At 68.6% G+C, this 15,286-nt stretch carries 24 protein-coding genes and 1 pseudogene; 16 read left to right on the top strand and 9 right to left on the bottom strand.

What is annotated here, in order from left to right; genetic code table 11:
* Positions 1-287: transposase (locus H5U26_RS14435; protein WP_290618280.1), on the bottom strand; the 287-nt coding region annotated here is incomplete at its 3' end.
* Positions 288-622: 335 nt separating this feature from the next.
* On the opposite strand from H5U26_RS14435, the gene nifE reads away from it, so the two are divergent.
* The 16 genes and pseudogenes from nifE to H5U26_RS14355 all read left to right on the top strand — a co-directional run bounded on the left by nifE (position 623) and on the right by H5U26_RS14355 (position 11,824).
* Positions 623-2,113, top strand: coding sequence for a nitrogenase iron-molybdenum cofactor biosynthesis protein NifE (nifE, locus tag H5U26_RS14430; protein WP_290620928.1), 1,491 nt, complete (start codon positions 623-625; stop codon positions 2,111-2,113).
* Between the two features lie 3 nt (positions 2,114-2,116).
* Complete coding sequence (gene nifN, locus H5U26_RS14425; RefSeq protein WP_290620926.1) at positions 2,117-3,475, top strand: nitrogenase iron-molybdenum cofactor biosynthesis protein NifN; 1,359 nt, start codon at positions 2,117-2,119, stop codon at positions 3,473-3,475.
* A 37-nt stretch (positions 3,476-3,512) separates the two neighbouring features.
* A complete protein-coding gene (nifX, locus tag H5U26_RS14420; RefSeq protein ID WP_366055981.1) occupies positions 3,513-3,923 on the top strand; it encodes a nitrogen fixation protein NifX in 411 nt (136 codons plus the stop codon).
* Positions 3,916-4,380, top strand: coding sequence for a NifX-associated nitrogen fixation protein (locus H5U26_RS14415; protein WP_290620922.1), 465 nt, complete (start codon positions 3,916-3,918; stop codon positions 4,378-4,380). The genes nifX and H5U26_RS14415 overlap by 8 nt, the downstream gene beginning before the upstream one ends.
* Before the next feature lie 6 nt (positions 4,381-4,386).
* Positions 4,387-4,584, top strand: a complete 198-nt coding sequence (locus tag H5U26_RS14410; RefSeq protein ID WP_290620920.1) for a CCE_0567 family metalloprotein — start codon at positions 4,387-4,389, stop codon at positions 4,582-4,584.
* Positions 4,585-4,588: 4 nt separating this feature from the next.
* Positions 4,589-4,906, top strand: a complete 318-nt coding sequence (fdxB, locus tag H5U26_RS14405; RefSeq protein ID WP_068802308.1) for a ferredoxin III, nif-specific — start codon at positions 4,589-4,591, stop codon at positions 4,904-4,906.
* 11 nt (positions 4,907-4,917) lie between these two features.
* Positions 4,918-5,508: a nitrogen fixation protein NifQ gene (locus tag H5U26_RS14400; protein ID WP_290620917.1), complete on the top strand. Its 591-nt coding sequence runs from the start codon at positions 4,918-4,920 to the stop codon at positions 5,506-5,508.
* A gap of 184 nt (positions 5,509-5,692) precedes the next feature.
* The gene (locus H5U26_RS14395) at positions 5,693-6,106 is read left to right on the top strand and encodes a group II truncated hemoglobin (protein ID WP_290620915.1); all 414 of its coding nucleotides are present in this window, start codon (positions 5,693-5,695) and stop codon (positions 6,104-6,106) included.
* A 176-nt stretch (positions 6,107-6,282) separates the two neighbouring features.
* Complete coding sequence (locus tag H5U26_RS14390) at positions 6,283-7,920, top strand: nitroreductase family protein (protein WP_290620913.1); 1,638 nt, start codon at positions 6,283-6,285, stop codon at positions 7,918-7,920.
* An 11-nt stretch (positions 7,921-7,931) separates the two neighbouring features.
* On the top strand, positions 7,932-8,738 hold the full coding sequence (locus tag H5U26_RS14385) for an ankyrin repeat domain-containing protein (protein ID WP_290620911.1): 807 nt from the start codon (positions 7,932-7,934) through the stop codon (positions 8,736-8,738).
* A 64-nt stretch (positions 8,739-8,802) separates the two neighbouring features.
* The gene (locus H5U26_RS14380; RefSeq protein WP_290620909.1) at positions 8,803-9,036 is read left to right on the top strand and encodes a BolA family transcriptional regulator; all 234 of its coding nucleotides are present in this window, start codon (positions 8,803-8,805) and stop codon (positions 9,034-9,036) included.
* A gap of 25 nt (positions 9,037-9,061) precedes the next feature.
* The gene (grxD, locus tag H5U26_RS14375; RefSeq protein ID WP_290620907.1) at positions 9,062-9,397 is read left to right on the top strand and encodes a Grx4 family monothiol glutaredoxin; all 336 of its coding nucleotides are present in this window, start codon (positions 9,062-9,064) and stop codon (positions 9,395-9,397) included.
* A 46-nt stretch (positions 9,398-9,443) separates the two neighbouring features.
* Positions 9,444-9,704: pseudogene (locus H5U26_RS15000) on the top strand (Rieske 2Fe-2S domain-containing protein); the annotation flags it as partial.
* 239 nt (positions 9,705-9,943) lie between these two features.
* Complete coding sequence (locus H5U26_RS14365) at positions 9,944-10,789, top strand: hypothetical protein (protein WP_290620903.1); 846 nt, start codon at positions 9,944-9,946, stop codon at positions 10,787-10,789.
* 21 nt (positions 10,790-10,810) lie between these two features.
* On the top strand, positions 10,811-11,443 hold the full coding sequence (locus tag H5U26_RS14360) for a glutathione S-transferase family protein (RefSeq protein ID WP_290620900.1): 633 nt from the start codon (positions 10,811-10,813) through the stop codon (positions 11,441-11,443).
* A 78-nt stretch (positions 11,444-11,521) separates the two neighbouring features.
* Positions 11,522-11,824: an antibiotic biosynthesis monooxygenase gene (locus H5U26_RS14355; protein WP_290620898.1), complete on the top strand. Its 303-nt coding sequence runs from the start codon at positions 11,522-11,524 to the stop codon at positions 11,822-11,824.
* Positions 11,825-11,872: 48 nt separating this feature from the next.
* Here H5U26_RS14355 and H5U26_RS14350 read toward each other — a convergent pair whose 3' ends face one another.
* The 8 genes from H5U26_RS14350 to H5U26_RS14315 form a co-directional block, all read right to left on the bottom strand.
* Complete coding sequence (locus H5U26_RS14350) at positions 11,873-12,112, bottom strand: hypothetical protein (RefSeq protein WP_290620897.1); 240 nt, start codon at positions 12,110-12,112, stop codon at positions 11,873-11,875.
* A gap of 185 nt (positions 12,113-12,297) precedes the next feature.
* A complete protein-coding gene (locus H5U26_RS14345; RefSeq protein WP_290620895.1) occupies positions 12,298-12,543 on the bottom strand; it encodes a hypothetical protein in 246 nt (81 codons plus the stop codon).
* A 99-nt stretch (positions 12,544-12,642) separates the two neighbouring features.
* Positions 12,643-12,972, bottom strand: a complete 330-nt coding sequence (locus tag H5U26_RS14340; protein ID WP_290620893.1) for a Rieske 2Fe-2S domain-containing protein — start codon at positions 12,970-12,972, stop codon at positions 12,643-12,645.
* Between the two features lie 123 nt (positions 12,973-13,095).
* Positions 13,096-13,383 (bottom strand): hypothetical protein, encoded by a 288-nt coding sequence (locus tag H5U26_RS14335; RefSeq protein ID WP_290620891.1) that lies wholly within the window; start codon positions 13,381-13,383, stop codon positions 13,096-13,098.
* Between the two features lie 53 nt (positions 13,384-13,436).
* Entirely contained in the window at positions 13,437-13,652 is a 216-nt protein-coding gene (locus H5U26_RS14330; RefSeq protein WP_290620889.1) for a hypothetical protein, read from the bottom strand.
* 23 nt (positions 13,653-13,675) lie between these two features.
* A complete protein-coding gene (locus tag H5U26_RS14325) occupies positions 13,676-14,494 on the bottom strand; it encodes a DUF364 domain-containing protein (RefSeq protein WP_290620887.1) in 819 nt (272 codons plus the stop codon).
* Positions 14,484-14,972 carry a hypothetical protein gene (locus tag H5U26_RS14320; RefSeq protein WP_290620885.1) on the bottom strand — a complete coding sequence of 163 codons (489 nt, stop codon included), beginning with the start codon at positions 14,970-14,972 and terminating at the stop codon, positions 14,484-14,486. The genes H5U26_RS14325 and H5U26_RS14320 overlap by 11 nt, the downstream gene beginning before the upstream one ends.
* Positions 14,963-15,286: a (2Fe-2S) ferredoxin domain-containing protein gene (locus tag H5U26_RS14315; RefSeq protein ID WP_290620883.1), complete on the bottom strand. Its 324-nt coding sequence runs from the start codon at positions 15,284-15,286 to the stop codon at positions 14,963-14,965. The genes H5U26_RS14320 and H5U26_RS14315 overlap by 10 nt, the downstream gene beginning before the upstream one ends.

Here is a 15,286-nt window from a genome sequence, read left to right as displayed (position 1 = left end):
CGGGCGAAGAAGGCCGATGCTTTTTTTAGGATCGACACATCCTCGCGCAACCGCTGGTTCTCACGCTCCAGCTGGCGGATGCGTTCCTGCTCGGCCGTCAGCGGCTTGCCGATGCCCGGCTGACCAGCCTGCTCGGCGTCGTACTGCGCCAGCCAGCGGCGCACCGCGCTGTTGACCAGGTCCAGGTCACGGCAGACCTGGCCGACGCCCAGGCCCTGGTCGCGGATCATCTGCACGACCTGCAGCTTGAAGGGGCTATCGAAAGTTCTACGGATGCGGGGTGTCATGTCTTCAGGTTCCTCAGGGGGGATGGATGATCCCCTATCGAGGTGTCCACTTCGATTGGACCAGGACACTTCCGGTGCGTTGGCCTTGACCCGTGCGCAAGACACCCATGCGGACACGCTGCCGGCGACGGATGTGAAGGGTGCCTGCCGCCGCGTGCGACAAACCCCACAGCGTCGTGTCACAAACCGGCCAACCGCCCTGTTGGGCGGTGCCAGAACTTCGCTTAACTGACTGTTTCACAGTAAAGATTCATCCCCCTCCCGGGCTGGCCCGATTCCTGCGATACCTGCGGCAAGCGCCGGCCTTCCCCCGTCCGGCGCATGGAGGCCGCTTCATGAGCACGCTGTCGAGCAAGATCCAGGACGTTTTCAACGAGCCCGGTTGCGACAAGAACCAGGGCAAGTCGGACAAGGAGCGCAAGAAGGGTTGCACCAAGCAGTTGCAGCCCGGCGGCGCGGCCGGCGGCTGTGCCTTCGACGGCGCCAAGATCGCGCTGCAGCCGATCACCGACGTGGCGCATCTGGTGCACGGGCCGATCGCCTGCGAGGGCAATTCCTGGGATAACCGCGGCGCGAAATCCTCGGGCTCGCGCCTGTACCGCACCGGCTTTACCACCGACATCAACGAGACCGACGTGGTGTTCGGCGGCGAGAAGCGGCTGTACAAGTCCATCCGCGAGATCGTCGACAAGTACGACCCGCCGGCGGTGTTCGTGTACCAGACCTGCGTGCCGGCGATGATCGGCGACGACATCGAGGTGGTCTGCAAGGCGGCCAGCGAGAAGTTCGGCAAGCCGGTGGTGCCGGTCAATGCGCCCGGTTTCGTCGGGGTCAAGAACCTCGGCAACAAGCTGGCCGGCGAGGCGCTGCTGGAGCACGTGATCGGCACCCGGGAGCCGGACTACACCACGCCCTACGACATCAACATCATCGGCGAGTACAACCTGGCCGGCGAGCTGTGGCAGGTGAAGCCGCTGCTGGATGAACTCGGCATCCGCGTGCTGGCCTGCATCTCGGGCGACGCCAAGTATCACGAGGTGGCGCAGTCGCACCGGGCGCGGGCGGCGATGATGGTGTGCTCGAAGGCCATGATCAACGTGTCCCGCAAGATGGAGGAGCGCTACGGCATTCCGTTCTTCGAGGGCTCGTTCTACGGCATCGGCGACATGAGCGATTCGCTGCGCGAGATTGCGCGCCTGCTGATCGAACGCGGCGCCGATGCCGAACTGAGCGACCGCACCGAGGCGCTGATCGCTCGCGAGGAAGCCCGCGCCTGGGCGGCGCTGGAGCCTTATCGCGAGCGCCTGGCCGGCAAGCGGGTGTTGCTGATCACCGGCGGCGTGAAGTCCTGGTCGGTGGTGGCCGCCCTGCAGGAAGTGGGGCTGGAGATCGTCGGCACCTCGGTGAAGAAATCCACCCGGGAGGACAAGGAGCGCATCAAGGAAATCATGGGCGAGGAAGCGCACATGATCGAGGACATGACCCCGCGCGAGATGTACCGGATGCTCAGCGAGGCGCGGGCCGACATCATGCTGTCCGGCGGGCGCTCGCAGTTCGTGGCGCTGAAAGCCAAGATGCCGTGGATGGACATCAACCAGGAGCGCCACCACGCCTTCGCCGGCTACGTCGGCATGGTGGAGATGATCCGCCGCCTGGACCTGGCCCTGCACAACCCGATCTGGCAGCAGGTGCGCACGCCGGCGCCGTGGCTGGCCGCCGAAGCGAGCAATCTTCGTAGCCTGGATGTAGCGCAGCGAAATCCGGGACCAAGCGGCGGGACGTCCCCGGATTTGGGCGTGACGGCCTGCCTCCAGGCGACGGCTTGAGTCATGGCCAGCGTCGTCAAGTCCAAGAAGGCCTGCACGGTCAATCCGCTGAAGATGAGCCAGCCGGTCGGCGGCGCGCTGGCCTTCATGGGCGTGCGCGGGTCGATGCCGCTGCTGCACGGTTCGCAGGGCTGCACCTCGTTCGGGCTGGTGCTGTTCGTGCGCCATTTCCGCGAATCGATTCCGCTGCAGACCACCGCCATGAGCGAGGTGGCGACCGTGCTCGGCGGCTACGAGAACGTCGAGCAGGCGGTGCTGAACATCGCCCAGCGCACCCAGCCCAGCCTGATCGGCATCTGCTCCACCGGCGTCACCGAGACCAAGGGCGACGACGTCGAGGGTTTCATCACCCTGATCCGCGAGCGCCATCCGGAACTGGCGCACATCGGCCTGGTGTATGCCTCGACGCCGGACTTCAAGGGCGCGTTCCAGGACGGCTGGGCGGCCGCCGTCACGCGCATGGTCGAGACCCTGGTCGAGGTGCCAACCGGCCCGCCGCGGCGCGGCCAGGTGAACCTGTTGCCCGGCTGCCACCTGACGCCCGGCGACATCGAGGAACTGCGCGAGATCATCGAGGCGTTTGGTCTTGCGCCGGTGATCCTGCCCGATCTTTCGGACTCGCTGGACGGCCACATCCCGGACGACTTCACGCCCACCACGCTCGGCGGCACGACGCTGGCCGACATCGCCGGCATGGGCCGCTCGGAGCTGACGCTTGCCGTCGGCGAGCAGATGCGCCCGGCGGCGGCGGCGCTGGGAGCCAAAACCGGCGTGCCTTACGTGCTGTTCGAGCGCCTGACCGGCCTGGTGGCGAACGACGCCTTTCTGATGCGCCTGTCCGAGCTGTCCGGCCGGCCGGTGCCGGCCAAATACCGCCGCCAGCGCAGTCAGCTCGAAGACGCCATGCTCGACGGGCATTTCTTTTTCGGCGGCTGCAAGGTGGCGCTGGGGGCGGAGCCGGACCTGCTGTACGCGGTCGGCTCGTTCCTGGCCGAGATGGGCTGCCAGATTGCCGCCGCCGTCACCACTACCGAATCGCCGCTGCTGGAACGCCTGCCCTGTGACGAGGTGCTGATCGGCGACCTCGAAGACCTGGAGCAGCGCGCCGGCGACTGCGATCTGCTGATCACCCACGCCCACGGCCGGCAGCTGGCCGAGCGCCTGCAGCTGCCGTTCTTTCGCCTGGGACTGCCGATGTTCGACCGCCTGGGCGCCGCGCACCAGCTCACCGTCGGCTACCGCGGCACGCGCGGGCTGGTGTTCGACATCGGCAACCTGCTGCTGGCGCACGGTCACGAGCCGGGGCCGGACGACTGGAGACTTGCGCATGAGCCGGCGGCCGCGACGCTTGCGGCTGATTGATTCCCGCCAACCGCGACAGCGGTTCCATGGAGGCCTTATGAAAGTGGCTTTTTGTACCCAGGATCTGGGCCAGGTGGATGCCCACTTCGGCTGGGCCAAGAACATCGCGATCTACGACGTGGGGCCGGACGGCCACCGCTTCGTGGAGGCGATCCAGTTCGACGGCGACCTGCAGGAGGACGGCAACGAGGACAAGCTGGCGCCCAAGCTCGAGGCCATCAAGGACTGCGCCATTCTGTACGTGGCCGCCATCGGCGGCTCCGGCGCGGCGCGCGTGGTGGCGCAGGGCATCCACCCGATCAAGGTGGCGCAGCCGGAGCCGATCCCCGAAATCCTGGACAAGCTGCAGGCGGTGCTGGCCGGCGCGCCGCCGCCGTGGCTGCGCAAGGCGCTACAGAAGGGCAAGGAACGCACATTCGATCTGGAAGACGAGGTGGAACATGGCTGAGGCAGAGCTGATTCAGGATCCGATGCAGGCGCCGGTGGTGCGCGAGCTGGTCAAGCAGTGGCGGGCGCAGGACGCCCACGGCGCCTGGGAGGGCAAGAGCGACCTGCAGCTGCTCGAACCCTACATCCTGAGCCGCGAGAAGCGGCGCGAAATCCCCATCATCGGCGACCCGGACCCGGAAACCCTGTGGCGCATGGAGCTGTTCTACAACGCCATCGGCCTGGCCATCGAGCGGGCGACCGGCGTGATGGTGTCGCCGATGATGAAGGTGCACCACGAGGGCTTCGGCCGGCTGGTGCTGACCGCCGGGCGGCTCATCGTGGTCAACAAACAACTGCGTGACCTGCACCGCTTCGGCTTCGAGAGCCTGGAGAAACTGGCCGCCGAGGGCGAAAAGCTGGTGGCGGCGGGTGTCGAGATGATCACCAAGTACCCGGAACTGGCGAACTACGGCTGACGCACCATGGACGACCTGGAAACCCTGAAGGCGCGCGTGAAGCAACTGAACGCCCGCGCCACCACGCTGAAAATGAACCTGCACGACCTGTCCGAGGAGCTGCCGAACGGGTGGGAGAACATCCCGGACCTGGCGGCCCAGGCCTTCGACGCCTACCGCAGCCTGGCCGAAGCGCGCCGCGCGCTGACGCAGGCGGGAGGCTGAGGCCATGAGCGAGTTTTCCGTCACCCTGCCCAACGGCCACGCCTGGACGCCGCGCTTCGTGCAGACCATCGAGGCCAGCCGCTGCATCGGCTGCGGGCGCTGCTACCGCGTGTGCGGGCGCGGCGTGTTCGAGCTGATCGGCCTGACCGAGGACGGCGAGAAGATCAGCATCAACCTGGACGCGAGCGACGACGATGACGACGAGGTCGAGTACGAGCGCAAGGTGATGACCATCGCCAACCAGGAAAACTGCGTCGGCTGTGAGGCCTGCTCGCGCATCTGCCCCAAGCAGTGCCACAGCCACGCCGCGGCGGCGGTCTGAGGAGAGGCCACGTGGCGCTGGCAGTGGCGAGCGGCAGCGAGCTTCGGGCGCAGGATGCCGCCACGCGCCTGCTGGCCTTCGCCGTCGAGCCCGGGTGCGTGCCGGCGCAGGCCTTCGCCGGCGTTCTGGCGCAGTTCGGCACGCTGTGCTTGCCGGCGCCGGAACTGCAGCGCCTGGCCGAGCGCCACTTTCCGGACGCCGTGGCCCTGGTCGTGCACCTGGACATGGGTTTGCCGAAGGCCTTGCGCCAGCGCCTCGACGAGGTGGACGACGTGCGCGAGCTGCTGCTCGAATTCCGCCGGCCGGCCAGCCAGGACGCGACCTGGCTGGCCAGCGCCGTTGCCGTCGGCTGCCTGGGCGACAACCACCTGTGGCAGGACCTTGGCCTGCCACACCGCCAGGCGCTGTCGCAACTGCTGCGCGAGCATTTCCCGGCGCTTTGCGAGCGCAACACCGGCGACATGAAGTGGAAGAAATTCCTCTACAAGCAATTGTGTGAACGAGCGGCGGTGCAGTGCCGGGCGCCGTCGTGCGCGGTATGCAGCGACTACGGCTTCTGCTTCGGCCCGGAGGAAGGGCCGACGCGGCCGGTGCGGGGCTGACGGCGGGCGACGCTGGGGCGGGCCTGGGGGGGCTGGCGGATACCGATGGCATTCGGCCCGACGGCGGGCCTCCCACGAGCGAGGCCCTGTGGGAGCGGCGCCTCGGCGCGAATTGCCCGGGCCACGGTCCCCCGCGTCAGACCCGCGTCAGAATAGTGGCCGCCTGCAGGCTGAGGATATCGACATGACCGTTTCAATGTTCGAGCGCATCGGCGGCGCGGCCACGGTCGATCGCCTGGTCGATGCGTTCTACGCGCGTATGGATACCTTGCCGGAGGCAAAAACCATCCGCGCCCTGCACGCGCCCGATCTGGGGCCGGTCAAGGAGGTCCTGAAGCGCTATCTGGGCGAATGGCTGGGCGGGCCGAAGCTCTATTCGGCCGAGCGGGGCCATCCGCGGCTGCGCCAGCGGCATCTGGGATTCCCGATCGGCAACGCCGAGCGCGACGCCTGGCTGCTGTGCATGCGCGGCGCGCTCGATGAAACGATCGGCGATGCCGAGGCCCGGCAGGAGATCTACGGCCTGCTGGCCAAGCTCGCCGACTGGATGCGCAATCAGGAAGACAACCCCCACGACGCGCGCGCGGCGCCGCACTGAAAGCACGCCGCGCCGGCGTGTCGCCGTCCGGGGGGCGGTGTCGCGCCGCGGGGTGGGCGGTTCGTCGCAAAGCCTTCAAAGCGTGCACGGATGTCGTGATCATTGCCACGTTGTTAATGTAAGCCACTGATTTCAATGTCTGTTTAAGACGGCACCGATTTTGCGTGGCAGGCGGCATGGACGCCTACGCCACCGTCATCTGCTATCACGAAGCCACCCGGCACCGCTTCGAGGCCTACGCCCGCGGACCGGAGACGCTGGACTGGGACGCGCCGCCGGCGCCGTTTCGCCGCTACGAGGGTGCGCCGGTGCAGGCGCTGCCGCTCGCCGCCGCGCGTTTCGAGGCGCCGTTCTCGCGCCTGCAACAGCCGGTGCGCGGGCCGGCGGTTCCAGCCGGCCCGGAGACGCTCGGCGCGCTGTTGCAACTGTCGTTCGCCATTTCGGCCTGGAAGTCGAACGGCGTCGAGCGCTGGGCGCTGCGCTGCAATCCGTCCAGTGGCAATCTGCACCCGACCGAGGCCTATGTGCTGGCCCACGGCATCGAGGGGCTCGCCGACGGTGTTCACCACTACCGCGCCGAGGACCATGTGCTGGAACGGCGTGCCGACTGGCCGCCGCGTGACGGGCCGCCGGGGCTTTACCTGGGGCTGAGTTCGGTCATCTGGCGCGAGGCCTGGAAGTACGGCGAGCGCGCCTTTCGTTACTGCCAGCTCGACGTCGGCCACGCCGTGGCCTGCATCGCCTATGCGGCTGCGCTGCTCGGCTGGCAGGTCGAGGCGGTGCCCGGCCTGCCGAGCGCCGCGCTGGCACGGTTGCTGGGGCTCGACCGGCACGCCGACTTCAGCGCCGGCCGGCGGGACGATGTGGAGCGCGAGGAGCCCGAGCTGCTGCTGGCGCTGCGCACTGATCCGGCCGGGCCGGCAGTTGCCGGCCTGGGCGAGGCACTGCTGGCGCGTGCGCAGGGCGCCCGCTGGCACGGCCGCGCCAGCGCCATCGACCGTCATCCGATGTACCGCTGGCCGATCATCGACGAGGTCGCGGCCGCGACGGCGGGGGCGGGCGATGCGCCCTGTGCCATCGCCACCGAGGCGGGCGCACTGCCGCCGCTCGCGACCGCCGACGGCGGGCCGGGCGCGGTGGCGACCATTCTTGGCCGGCGCAGCGGCCAGCGTTACGACATCGGCGGCCTGATGCCTGCCGCGGTGTTCATCCGCCTGCTCGATGCAACGCTGGCGCGTCCCCAGCCGCCGTGGCAGAGCCTGCCCGCTGCCGCGGGCGGCGCGCTGCTGCTGTTCGTGCACCGCGTGGCTGGTCTCGCGCCGGGGCTCTATCTGCTGCTGCGCGATGCCGCAACCGCGCCTTCGCTGCTGGCACAGCTGGGGCCGGAATTCGCCGCTGCCGACCCGGTTGCCGGCGTCGATCATCTGGACCTTCGGCTGCTGCGCGCCATCGCACCGGCCGGTCTGCGGCGCATCGCGCGCAGCCTGTGCTGCCACCAGGACATCGCCGCCACGGCCTGCTTTTCGCTCGCCATGCTGGCGCCGTTCGAGCCGCTGCTGCGGCGCGATCCCAGCCAGTACCGGGCACTGCTGCGCGCAGCCGGTCTGGTCGGCCAGGTGCTGTATCTGGAAGCCGAGGCGCTGGGCTACCGCGGCACCGGCATCGGCTGCTATTTCGACGACGAACTGCACGCGCTGCTCGGCCTGCAGGACCGGCAATGGCAAGGCCTGTACGCCTTCGCCATCGGCGTACCGCTGCCGGACACGCGGCTGGAGACCACCGCGCCCTACGTCGGGCGCCCCGTGGCGGCCTGAGGGACACGAGGATGCCGGAAGGGACGTTTCGCACGCTGAGCGCCGCCGAGGCGCTGGCCTTCATGATCGCAGCCACGGAACAGGCGCGCCCGTACCGCCTGTTCGACACGCGCGACGCCGACAGCTACGCCCGCGGCCATGTGGCCGGCGCCGAGCCGCTCGCCGAGCGCGATCTTGGCCAGTGGATCGGCCGGCTGGAGCGCGCGCAGCCGCTGCTGATCTACTGCTACCACGGCCACGCCAGCCAGGCGTTCGCGCGGATTTTTGCCGACTTCGGCCACACCGAGGTCTACAGCATCGACGGCGGCTTCGAGGCGCTGGTGCAGGCGATGGAATCGATGCGCAGTGCGCCTCCGGCGGGCGGGGACGCCGCGCCGGTGCCCAGCGCGCCGCTGCAGGAATTCATGTTCCGCGAGGGATTCACGACGCCGGACATCGACGCCGCGGCAGACAACGGCATGACGCCGCTGATGAAGGCCGCCCGCGCGGCGCGACTGGATCTGGTCGACGAGCTGATCGGTCTGGGCGCCGATCTGGAAGCCCGCAACACGGACGGCAACACTGCGCTTTGGCTGGCCTGCTTCGGCGGCGATGCCAGCGTCGTGCAGCGCCTGATCGCGGCCGGCGCGCGCCTCGACAACCAGAACGACAACGGCGCCACGGCGCTGATGTACTGCGCCTCCAGCGGCCGCGACGCGTTGGTCGAGCTGCTGCTGGGCGCCGGGGCCGACGCCGGCCTGCGTACGCTGGACGATTTCCGCGCCGTGGACCTCGCGGCCACGGCCGGCAGCCTGCGCCTGCTGCGCCACACCGCCTGAACCCATACGGCCTGAGCATGACGCCGCGCCGTCAGCCGCCGATTCACCTACCGGAGCCCGACCCATGCCGATGACCGCACCGCACATCGAGGCCCTGCTGCGGCGCGCCTTCCCCGACGCGCAGATCGAACTGACCGACACCGCCGGCGACGGCGACCACTGGCACGCGCGCATCGTTTCGGCGGCGTTTCGCGGCAAGACGCGGGTGCAGCAGCACCAGCTGGTGTACGGCGCCATCGGCCCCGACATGGGCGGCGCGCTGCACGCGCTGGCGCTGCAGACCGAAGTTCCCGCCTGACATTCCCGTTCAAGGAGAAGCTGCCATGACCCCATCCACCCCCAATCCGGTTGCCGAGCGCATCGGCGACATGCTCGCTGGGCACGACATCGTGCTGTTCATGAAAGGCGTGCCGGCGGCGCCGCAGTGCGGCTTCTCGCAGGCCGTGGTGCAGGTCATGAACCGGCTCGGCGTCGGCTACGCCACCTTCAACGTGCTCGCCGACGCCGAGATTCGCGAAGGCATCAAGGCCTATTCCAACTGGCCGACCATCCCGCAGCTGTACGTGAAGGGCGAGTTCATCGGCGGCTGCGACATCGTGCGCGAGATGTTCGCCAGCGGCGAGCTGCAGCAGCTGCTCGCCGACCTGGGGCTCGGCTGAGCGCCCGCCCGGCCCACCGATCCATCGCCGCCCAGCAGGTCACTGCATGAACTTCACCACCGTCTGCACCACCGACGCCGTGCGCGAGGGCGGCATGGGCCTGTTCCAGGTCGGCAGGAAGAGCGTGCTGCTGCTGTGGCCGACCGGCGGCGAGCTGAAGGCCTACCGCGGCCGCTGCCCGCATGCGGACATGCCACTCACGGACGCCACCTTCGACGGCAGGGCGGTGAAATGCCCGCATCACCAGTGGGGCTTCGACGCCGCCAGCGGCAAGTGCGTGACGCACGCGGTGCGCAACGCGCTGCATGCCTGTTCGAATACGGACAGATTCCATCCATGGAATCTGTCCGCTCGCCGCATCGCGGTACATGCCCGCGATGCGCTCCGTAGCCCAAGGACCTGTGTCCTTGGGTTACGCCGGGGCATCCTGCCCCGGGCGGCAGCACCGCCTAAGCCGGCGCTGCCGCACCCGCTGCGCATCCAGGGCGACGCGATCCAGGTCGATGTCGGCCCCGTGAAGCCGCCGCGCCAGCCGGCCTGACGCCGATGCCGAGGCCCGCCGATCTGCTGCAGACCGAGCCGGGGCTGGCGGTGCTGCGCATGGCGGCGCTGCTGGCCGAGGACGACAGCGGGCTCGATGAGGAACTGCTCGACGCCATGGCCGGGCACACCGTGCGCGGCGCGTTGCGCGTCACGCCGGGCCCGGCCATGTGGCCGGAACTGCAACGCGGTCTCATGACGCGCGGGCCCTCGCGCATGCTGGCGGCGCTGCGCCTGTCGGGCGCGCTCGGCGCGGTGCTGCCGGAGGTCGCGGCGCTGTTTGGCGTGCCGCAGCTGGGCGCCGATCAGCGCAGCGTCGACATCGGCCTGCACACCCTGAACGCGCTGGCCGAGGCCGCGCGCGCCGACGCGCCGCTCGAAGTGCGCTTTGCGCTGCTGGTGATGAACGTCGGCAAGTCCGACTCGCCGCCCGAGCATCTGCCGGTTCACTACCGCCACGTCGAGCGCGGCGCGCCACGCATCGAGGCCATCTGCGCGCGTTTTGGCGTGCCGGCAGCCTGTCGCGAGCTGGCGCTGCTGGCGCTCGCCGAATGCGAGCGCGTGCACCGCGTGTCGGAGGTGCGCGCGGGTCCGGTGGCGGCCATGCTGGCGCGCCTGGGCGCGTTCGATCAGCCGGACCGCTTCGAGGCGCTGCTGCAGGTGTGTGCCTGCGACTACCGCGCCCACGGCGAAGGCTTCGGCCCGGTCTATCCGAAGGCCGAGCTACTGCACGCGGCGCTGCGCGCCTGCCGGGAAGTGGCGGGCGATGCCGATGACATCGAGCTGGCGCGCGCGCAGGCGATTGCGACGGCGCTCGGTTCGCAGCGCTGGTCGGCCGACGGCAATGTGTGATCCCGCGCCCGGAGCCCGACCATGGCCATGAAGTTCTACATGACGCCCGGTTCCTGCTCGACCGGCATCCACATCCTGCTCGAAACCCTGGAGCTGCCGTTCGAGGCGTGGATTCTGAACCTGCCGGCCGGCGATCACCTGAAGCCCGAGTACCTGGCCATCAACCCGCGCGGCACCATTCCGACGCTGGTGCCGGACGAGGGCACGGCGCTGACCGACTTCCGGTCGATCGCGCTGTGGCTTGCCGAGCGATACCCGCGCGCCAGGCTACTGCCGGATGATCCGGCGCTCGCGGCGCGCGCCGTGGAACTGCTCGACTTTGCGCTCAGCCAGCTGCACGGCGAGGGCTTCAGGCGCATCTTCACCGCCGAGCGCTACCTTGCCGAACCCGGCGCGCGGGCGCGCGACGACGTGACGGCGCATGGCCGCCAGATCGTCACCCAGGCGTTTGCGGTGCTCGACACGCGCCTGCCGGCCGCCGGTTACGCGGTCGGCGAGCACTTCACCATCGCCGACGCCGGGCTGTTCTACAACGAATTCTGGGCCGACCGGACGGACATTCCGCTGCCGCCGCGCGTGGCGGCGCACTACCGGCGCGTGCGTGCGCTGCCGGTGGTGCGCCAGGTGCTGGCCGAGGAGGGGTATCGTTCCTGACCTTCTTCAGGTCCTGCCAAGGCCCTGCGCCGGCCGTTGCGGTGCCTGTCCTGCGCCACGCTCCAGGGAGTCTTGCCCATGTTCATCGCCATGAACCGCTTTCGCATCGCCGCCGGCCGCGAGGCCGAATTCATCGAGGTCTGGCGCACGCGCGACAGCCGTCTGGCCGAGGTGCCCGGTTTCCAGCGCTTCAACCTGCTGCAGGGGCCCAGCGACGGGCAGGCCACGGTGTTCATTTCGCACTCCACCTGGGACGGCGCCGCCGCCTTCGAGGCCTGGACGCGCTCGGAGGCGTTTCGTGCCGCCCACGCCGGCGCCGGCCAGAACAAGGGGCTGTACCTCGGCCCGCCGCAGTTCGAGGGCTTCGAAGCGGTGCTCTGACGCCGCCCGGACGGCGGCGCTTTTGCCGGGAAGGCGGAGCGGCTTTCGCTACAGCGGCACCCCGAAATACTCGTCCTCGGTGCCGCCGCAGGCCTCATGCAGGGCCAGGGCATCGCACCACTTCGCCAGTTCCCCGGCCTCGGCCGGTCGGTGGGAAATGGTGCCGTCCGGTTTTTTGCCGAGCAGGAACGGTCTGCCGCTGCGAATGAAGCGACTGAGCGCCTTGGCGTCGTTCGGCCGCACGACGCAGCGCGGCGCATCGTCGACCAGAATGGTGGTTGGCAACATGATCCGATTCCCGCGGCTGTGAGCGACGCTTAGGGAAACGCTGGAGTATTCAGCGTTTCCCGCAGCGCAGGGACGCGCTGCCAAAATCGGTGGCTGCAAGCCACTGATTTTGTGAGCCATCGGAAAATCACACTTTTCCGATGGCGGGCGCTGAAAAATCCAGGATGGATTTATTCAGCGCTTCATTAGAATCCGTCTTGCCGGCTGCCCCAGGGATGCGAGCCGGCGACCAGCGGCGCCTTGATGCCGGCCTTTTCGATGTCAGCCAGGCTCAGGTAATAAGTGCCCTCATGCACCAGGGTGCCGCTTTTCGTGGTGACGGCAACATAGCGGGCGACGGTATCGACTTCGCAGCAATACCCACCGCCGGGATCGTCCGTGCGGCGGGCATTGCCGTCCCAATCAATGAAGAATCCTTCGGCAATCGACATGGGGAATCTCCTGAAAACTGGCCTGGTCGACTGGCTTGATGTATACGGGAATCGCTGATTGATTTGATTCGATCCGATCGGCGAACGTGTGCCCCGATATCAAGCGGCCCGGTTGGGAACCACGCCGGTAACGTCGACGTGGACTTCTCCGTCTCGTATCTGGACGGGATATTCGGCAAGCTTGCAGGGCTTTCCCCGGACACACTGGCCGGTGGCGCCGTCGAATTCCCAGTCATGATGCCGGCAGGCGAGAATGCTGCCGTCGAACCTGGCGTCGGCAAGCGGTTCGTTCGCATGTGGGCACATACCCTGCAAGGCGACGAGTTGACCGCCCCGCGGCCAGACCAGCAGCACCAGAGTGCGGTTGACGGCGGCTACATCGTATTTTCCTTCACTCAATTCGCTCAAATCGCACGCTTTGGTGAACATGACGAGCTCCTGCAAGGCATCGTTGTAGAGCGGTACCCATTGATTTCGAAAGTCAGTTGCGTGATTCCAGGCAATAGGCACTTGGCCTGGGATTGAAGTCACCGCTTGTGCTCGGCCCGGCGGTCATTTCAGGAACCGGGCATCGAACTCAATGATCTTTTCCGGCGTATTCAGGCCTCGTTGCAAGGGCCATTTATGCTGGATAAAGAACGCGGTTACCTCACGCGTCACTTCTTTGCCGCGGACATACCAGATCTGGGCCCCGTCGGGGGAAAGCACGGCCGGCCCGTCAGCCCGGTGCACCTGGCCATCTTCGTCGAGCCACAACCGGGTATCGACGTACAGATAACGGCCGGCCTTGCGCGACAGGGTGTCCTGGTTGCGATCTTCCACGGTGATCATTTCGGCCATGGGGTTTTCCTGCGCGCTCAAGCGGCCTGTGGCGTGTGAAAAAAAGCGGACGATCAGCCAGCCGGCTGCATGGCATGGGCACCGCATTTCAGGCACTGGTCGAGCACGCTGAATGCCTGTTCCGTACACAGGCCGACGCGCGTCTGTTTGCAGCCGCGGGCGCCGCACTGGCCGCAGACATGGACGGTGCCGTTGCATTGCTGCCCGGCCTTGCGGGTGCCGGTGCACAGGGTGAGGTCGGCTTTCAGGTGGTCGTAGGCGATGGCCATGGGGTTTGCTCCAGGGTGGGGGTTCAGGTGTCGGCGTGCAGGGCCGCCAGGCGGTAGCGCACACCGCCGTCGAACAGGCGTGTGCCGCCACCCTCGGCGACGGTGCGGCGCAGTTGCGCGCTGTCCGTGACGTCCACGCCGGCCAGGTAGTCGATACCGAAGTCCGCGAAATCGGCCAGCCAGGGCGTGCCTGGCCCCATCAGCACGGTGGTGGCGCGGCGCGATAGTTCGGCCAGGCGCGAAAAGGTCTTGTTGGCCAGACTGCTGGCGGTCAGGAATACCCAGTCGGCCTCCGGCAGCAGGTATTCACAGGCCGGGTCGGGCAGGTCGCCTTCGGTCTGCTGGCGCTCCAGCACGGTCAGGTCCAGGGCGCCGGCGTAGGCCTCAAGGCCTGGGTAGCGGCCGATCACCACCACCCGCCGGTTTTTCAGCTGCGGGGCAAAGTGCTCGAAAACGGCGAGGTTGCCGCGACCGGACAGCGGCGTTGAATTCGCCAACAGCGGGTTGTCCGGCGTGTTCAGGGCGGCATTGACGGCGGCCAGACCGATGCTTGCCTCGTGCGGGTTCCAGGCCGGCAGCCAGCTGGCCAGTTCGGCCAGCGGTCGGCCAGCCAGCGTGCCGGGCCACGGCAGGGTGCGCGGGGCACTGGCGGGGGTCATGGCAAGCCCGCTGGCGCGCTCGCCCCGGCACAGCGTCCAGATCATGCCAAGCGTTATCTCATGCGCCGGGCCGACGTCCGCCACGCGATTCAGCAGGCGCTCGTAGACGGACCACGGGTTGTGGCCGTCCGGGTGGGCGAGGGTGGTTTTCCACCCCAGGCGGGCGCCGGATTCAGGCCGCATGGCTGATGGCTCCCCGGTACAGGGCGCGGATGACCTCGGCCCCGACCTGGTCGGCCGGATCGATCCGCTGCAGTGTGTCCAGCAGGGCGAGGCAGTCCTGCACGGCGCCGCGGCGCAGACGCAGATAGGCCAGGGCCTTGAGGCTGAACAGGTAGAAATGAGCCGCGCCGTGCACGTCGGACCAATCGGCAGTGGCCGGGCCGAGGGTGCGCCAGTCGGCGTCGAAGCCCGCCTGGCGGGCGGCTTCGATCAGTGCCGCGCCGGCGGCCGCGTCGGCCAGTGCGTACTGGCCATGGCTGCTGTGGAATTTGTAGCGGGCGTAATGCAGCGCCAGACAGTCCGGCGCCAGGGCCAGCGCCTCGCCGAGCAGGGCGGTTGCGGCGGCCGGATCGTGCCAGGCGGCGCGTGCCTGCTCCAGCAGCTCGGCCGCTGCCGCCGGGACGGAGCCACCGAAGCGGGCTGTGGCCGTCAGCTCCATACCGTGGCCGGCGCCAGCAGCCGCGTCACCGGTTCGCCACCGGCCAGGTGATCCAGGATGCCCGGCACATCGTCGCGGCTTACGCCAAGGTACAGAACGCCTTGCGGATACACCAGGACGTTGGGCCCGTCACCGCAGGGTCCAAGGCAACCGCAGGAGGTGAGCGCCACGCGCTCGGCCAGCCCGGCCTGCGCCAGCCCCTGTCCCAGCGCCTGCAGCAGGTCGCCGCTGCCGCTTTGACCGCAGGAGCCGCGCGGGTGCCCGGCCGGGCGGGTCTGGACACAGACGAAGACGTGTTTTTCCGGTCTTGGCAT

The sequence above is a fragment of the Immundisolibacter sp. genome, assembly GCF_014359565.1.
In the GTDB taxonomy this organism is placed as follows: domain Bacteria; phylum Pseudomonadota; class Gammaproteobacteria; order Immundisolibacterales; family Immundisolibacteraceae; genus Immundisolibacter.
Note: the sequence above shows the minus strand (reverse complement) of the source record. Positions and strands in the feature narration are given on the sequence as shown.

Coding starts and splice junctions, on each gene's coding strand:
- H5U26_RS14385 (WP_290620911.1), top strand. CDS start 7,932: ATGCCGGAAGGGACGTTTCGCACGCTGAGCGCCGCCGAGGCGCTGGCC.
- H5U26_RS14325 (WP_290620887.1), bottom strand. CDS start 14,494: ATGCGGCCTGAATCCGGCGCCCGCCTGGGGTGGAAAACCACCCTCGCC.
- H5U26_RS14395 (WP_290620915.1), top strand. CDS start 5,693: ATGACCGTTTCAATGTTCGAGCGCATCGGCGGCGCGGCCACGGTCGAT.
- H5U26_RS14365 (WP_290620903.1), top strand. CDS start 9,944: ATGCCGAGGCCCGCCGATCTGCTGCAGACCGAGCCGGGGCTGGCGGTG.
- nifE (WP_290620928.1), top strand. CDS start 623: ATGAGCACGCTGTCGAGCAAGATCCAGGACGTTTTCAACGAGCCCGGT.
- H5U26_RS14335 (WP_290620891.1), bottom strand. CDS start 13,383: ATGGCCGAAATGATCACCGTGGAAGATCGCAACCAGGACACCCTGTCG.
- H5U26_RS14350 (WP_290620897.1), bottom strand. CDS start 12,112: ATGTTGCCAACCACCATTCTGGTCGACGATGCGCCGCGCTGCGTCGTG.
- grxD (WP_290620907.1), top strand. CDS start 9,062: ATGACCCCATCCACCCCCAATCCGGTTGCCGAGCGCATCGGCGACATG.
- H5U26_RS14410 (WP_290620920.1), top strand. CDS start 4,387: ATGGACGACCTGGAAACCCTGAAGGCGCGCGTGAAGCAACTGAACGCC.
- nifX (WP_366055981.1), top strand. CDS start 3,513: ATGAAAGTGGCTTTTTGTACCCAGGATCTGGGCCAGGTGGATGCCCAC.
- H5U26_RS14390 (WP_290620913.1), top strand. CDS start 6,283: ATGGACGCCTACGCCACCGTCATCTGCTATCACGAAGCCACCCGGCAC.
- H5U26_RS14320 (WP_290620885.1), bottom strand. CDS start 14,972: ATGGAGCTGACGGCCACAGCCCGCTTCGGTGGCTCCGTCCCGGCGGCA.
- H5U26_RS14380 (WP_290620909.1), top strand. CDS start 8,803: ATGCCGATGACCGCACCGCACATCGAGGCCCTGCTGCGGCGCGCCTTC.
- fdxB (WP_068802308.1), top strand. CDS start 4,589: ATGAGCGAGTTTTCCGTCACCCTGCCCAACGGCCACGCCTGGACGCCG.
- H5U26_RS14355 (WP_290620898.1), top strand. CDS start 11,522: ATGTTCATCGCCATGAACCGCTTTCGCATCGCCGCCGGCCGCGAGGCC.
- H5U26_RS14345 (WP_290620895.1), bottom strand. CDS start 12,543: ATGTCGATTGCCGAAGGATTCTTCATTGATTGGGACGGCAATGCCCGC.
- H5U26_RS14330 (WP_290620889.1), bottom strand. CDS start 13,652: ATGGCCATCGCCTACGACCACCTGAAAGCCGACCTCACCCTGTGCACC.
- H5U26_RS14340 (WP_290620893.1), bottom strand. CDS start 12,972: ATGTTCACCAAAGCGTGCGATTTGAGCGAATTGAGTGAAGGAAAATAC.
- H5U26_RS14360 (WP_290620900.1), top strand. CDS start 10,811: ATGGCCATGAAGTTCTACATGACGCCCGGTTCCTGCTCGACCGGCATC.
- H5U26_RS14315 (WP_290620883.1), bottom strand. CDS start 15,286: ATGCCAAGACCGGAAAAACACGTCTTCGTCTGTGTCCAGACCCGCCCG.
- nifN (WP_290620926.1), top strand. CDS start 2,117: ATGGCCAGCGTCGTCAAGTCCAAGAAGGCCTGCACGGTCAATCCGCTG.
- H5U26_RS14415 (WP_290620922.1), top strand. CDS start 3,916: ATGGCTGAGGCAGAGCTGATTCAGGATCCGATGCAGGCGCCGGTGGTG.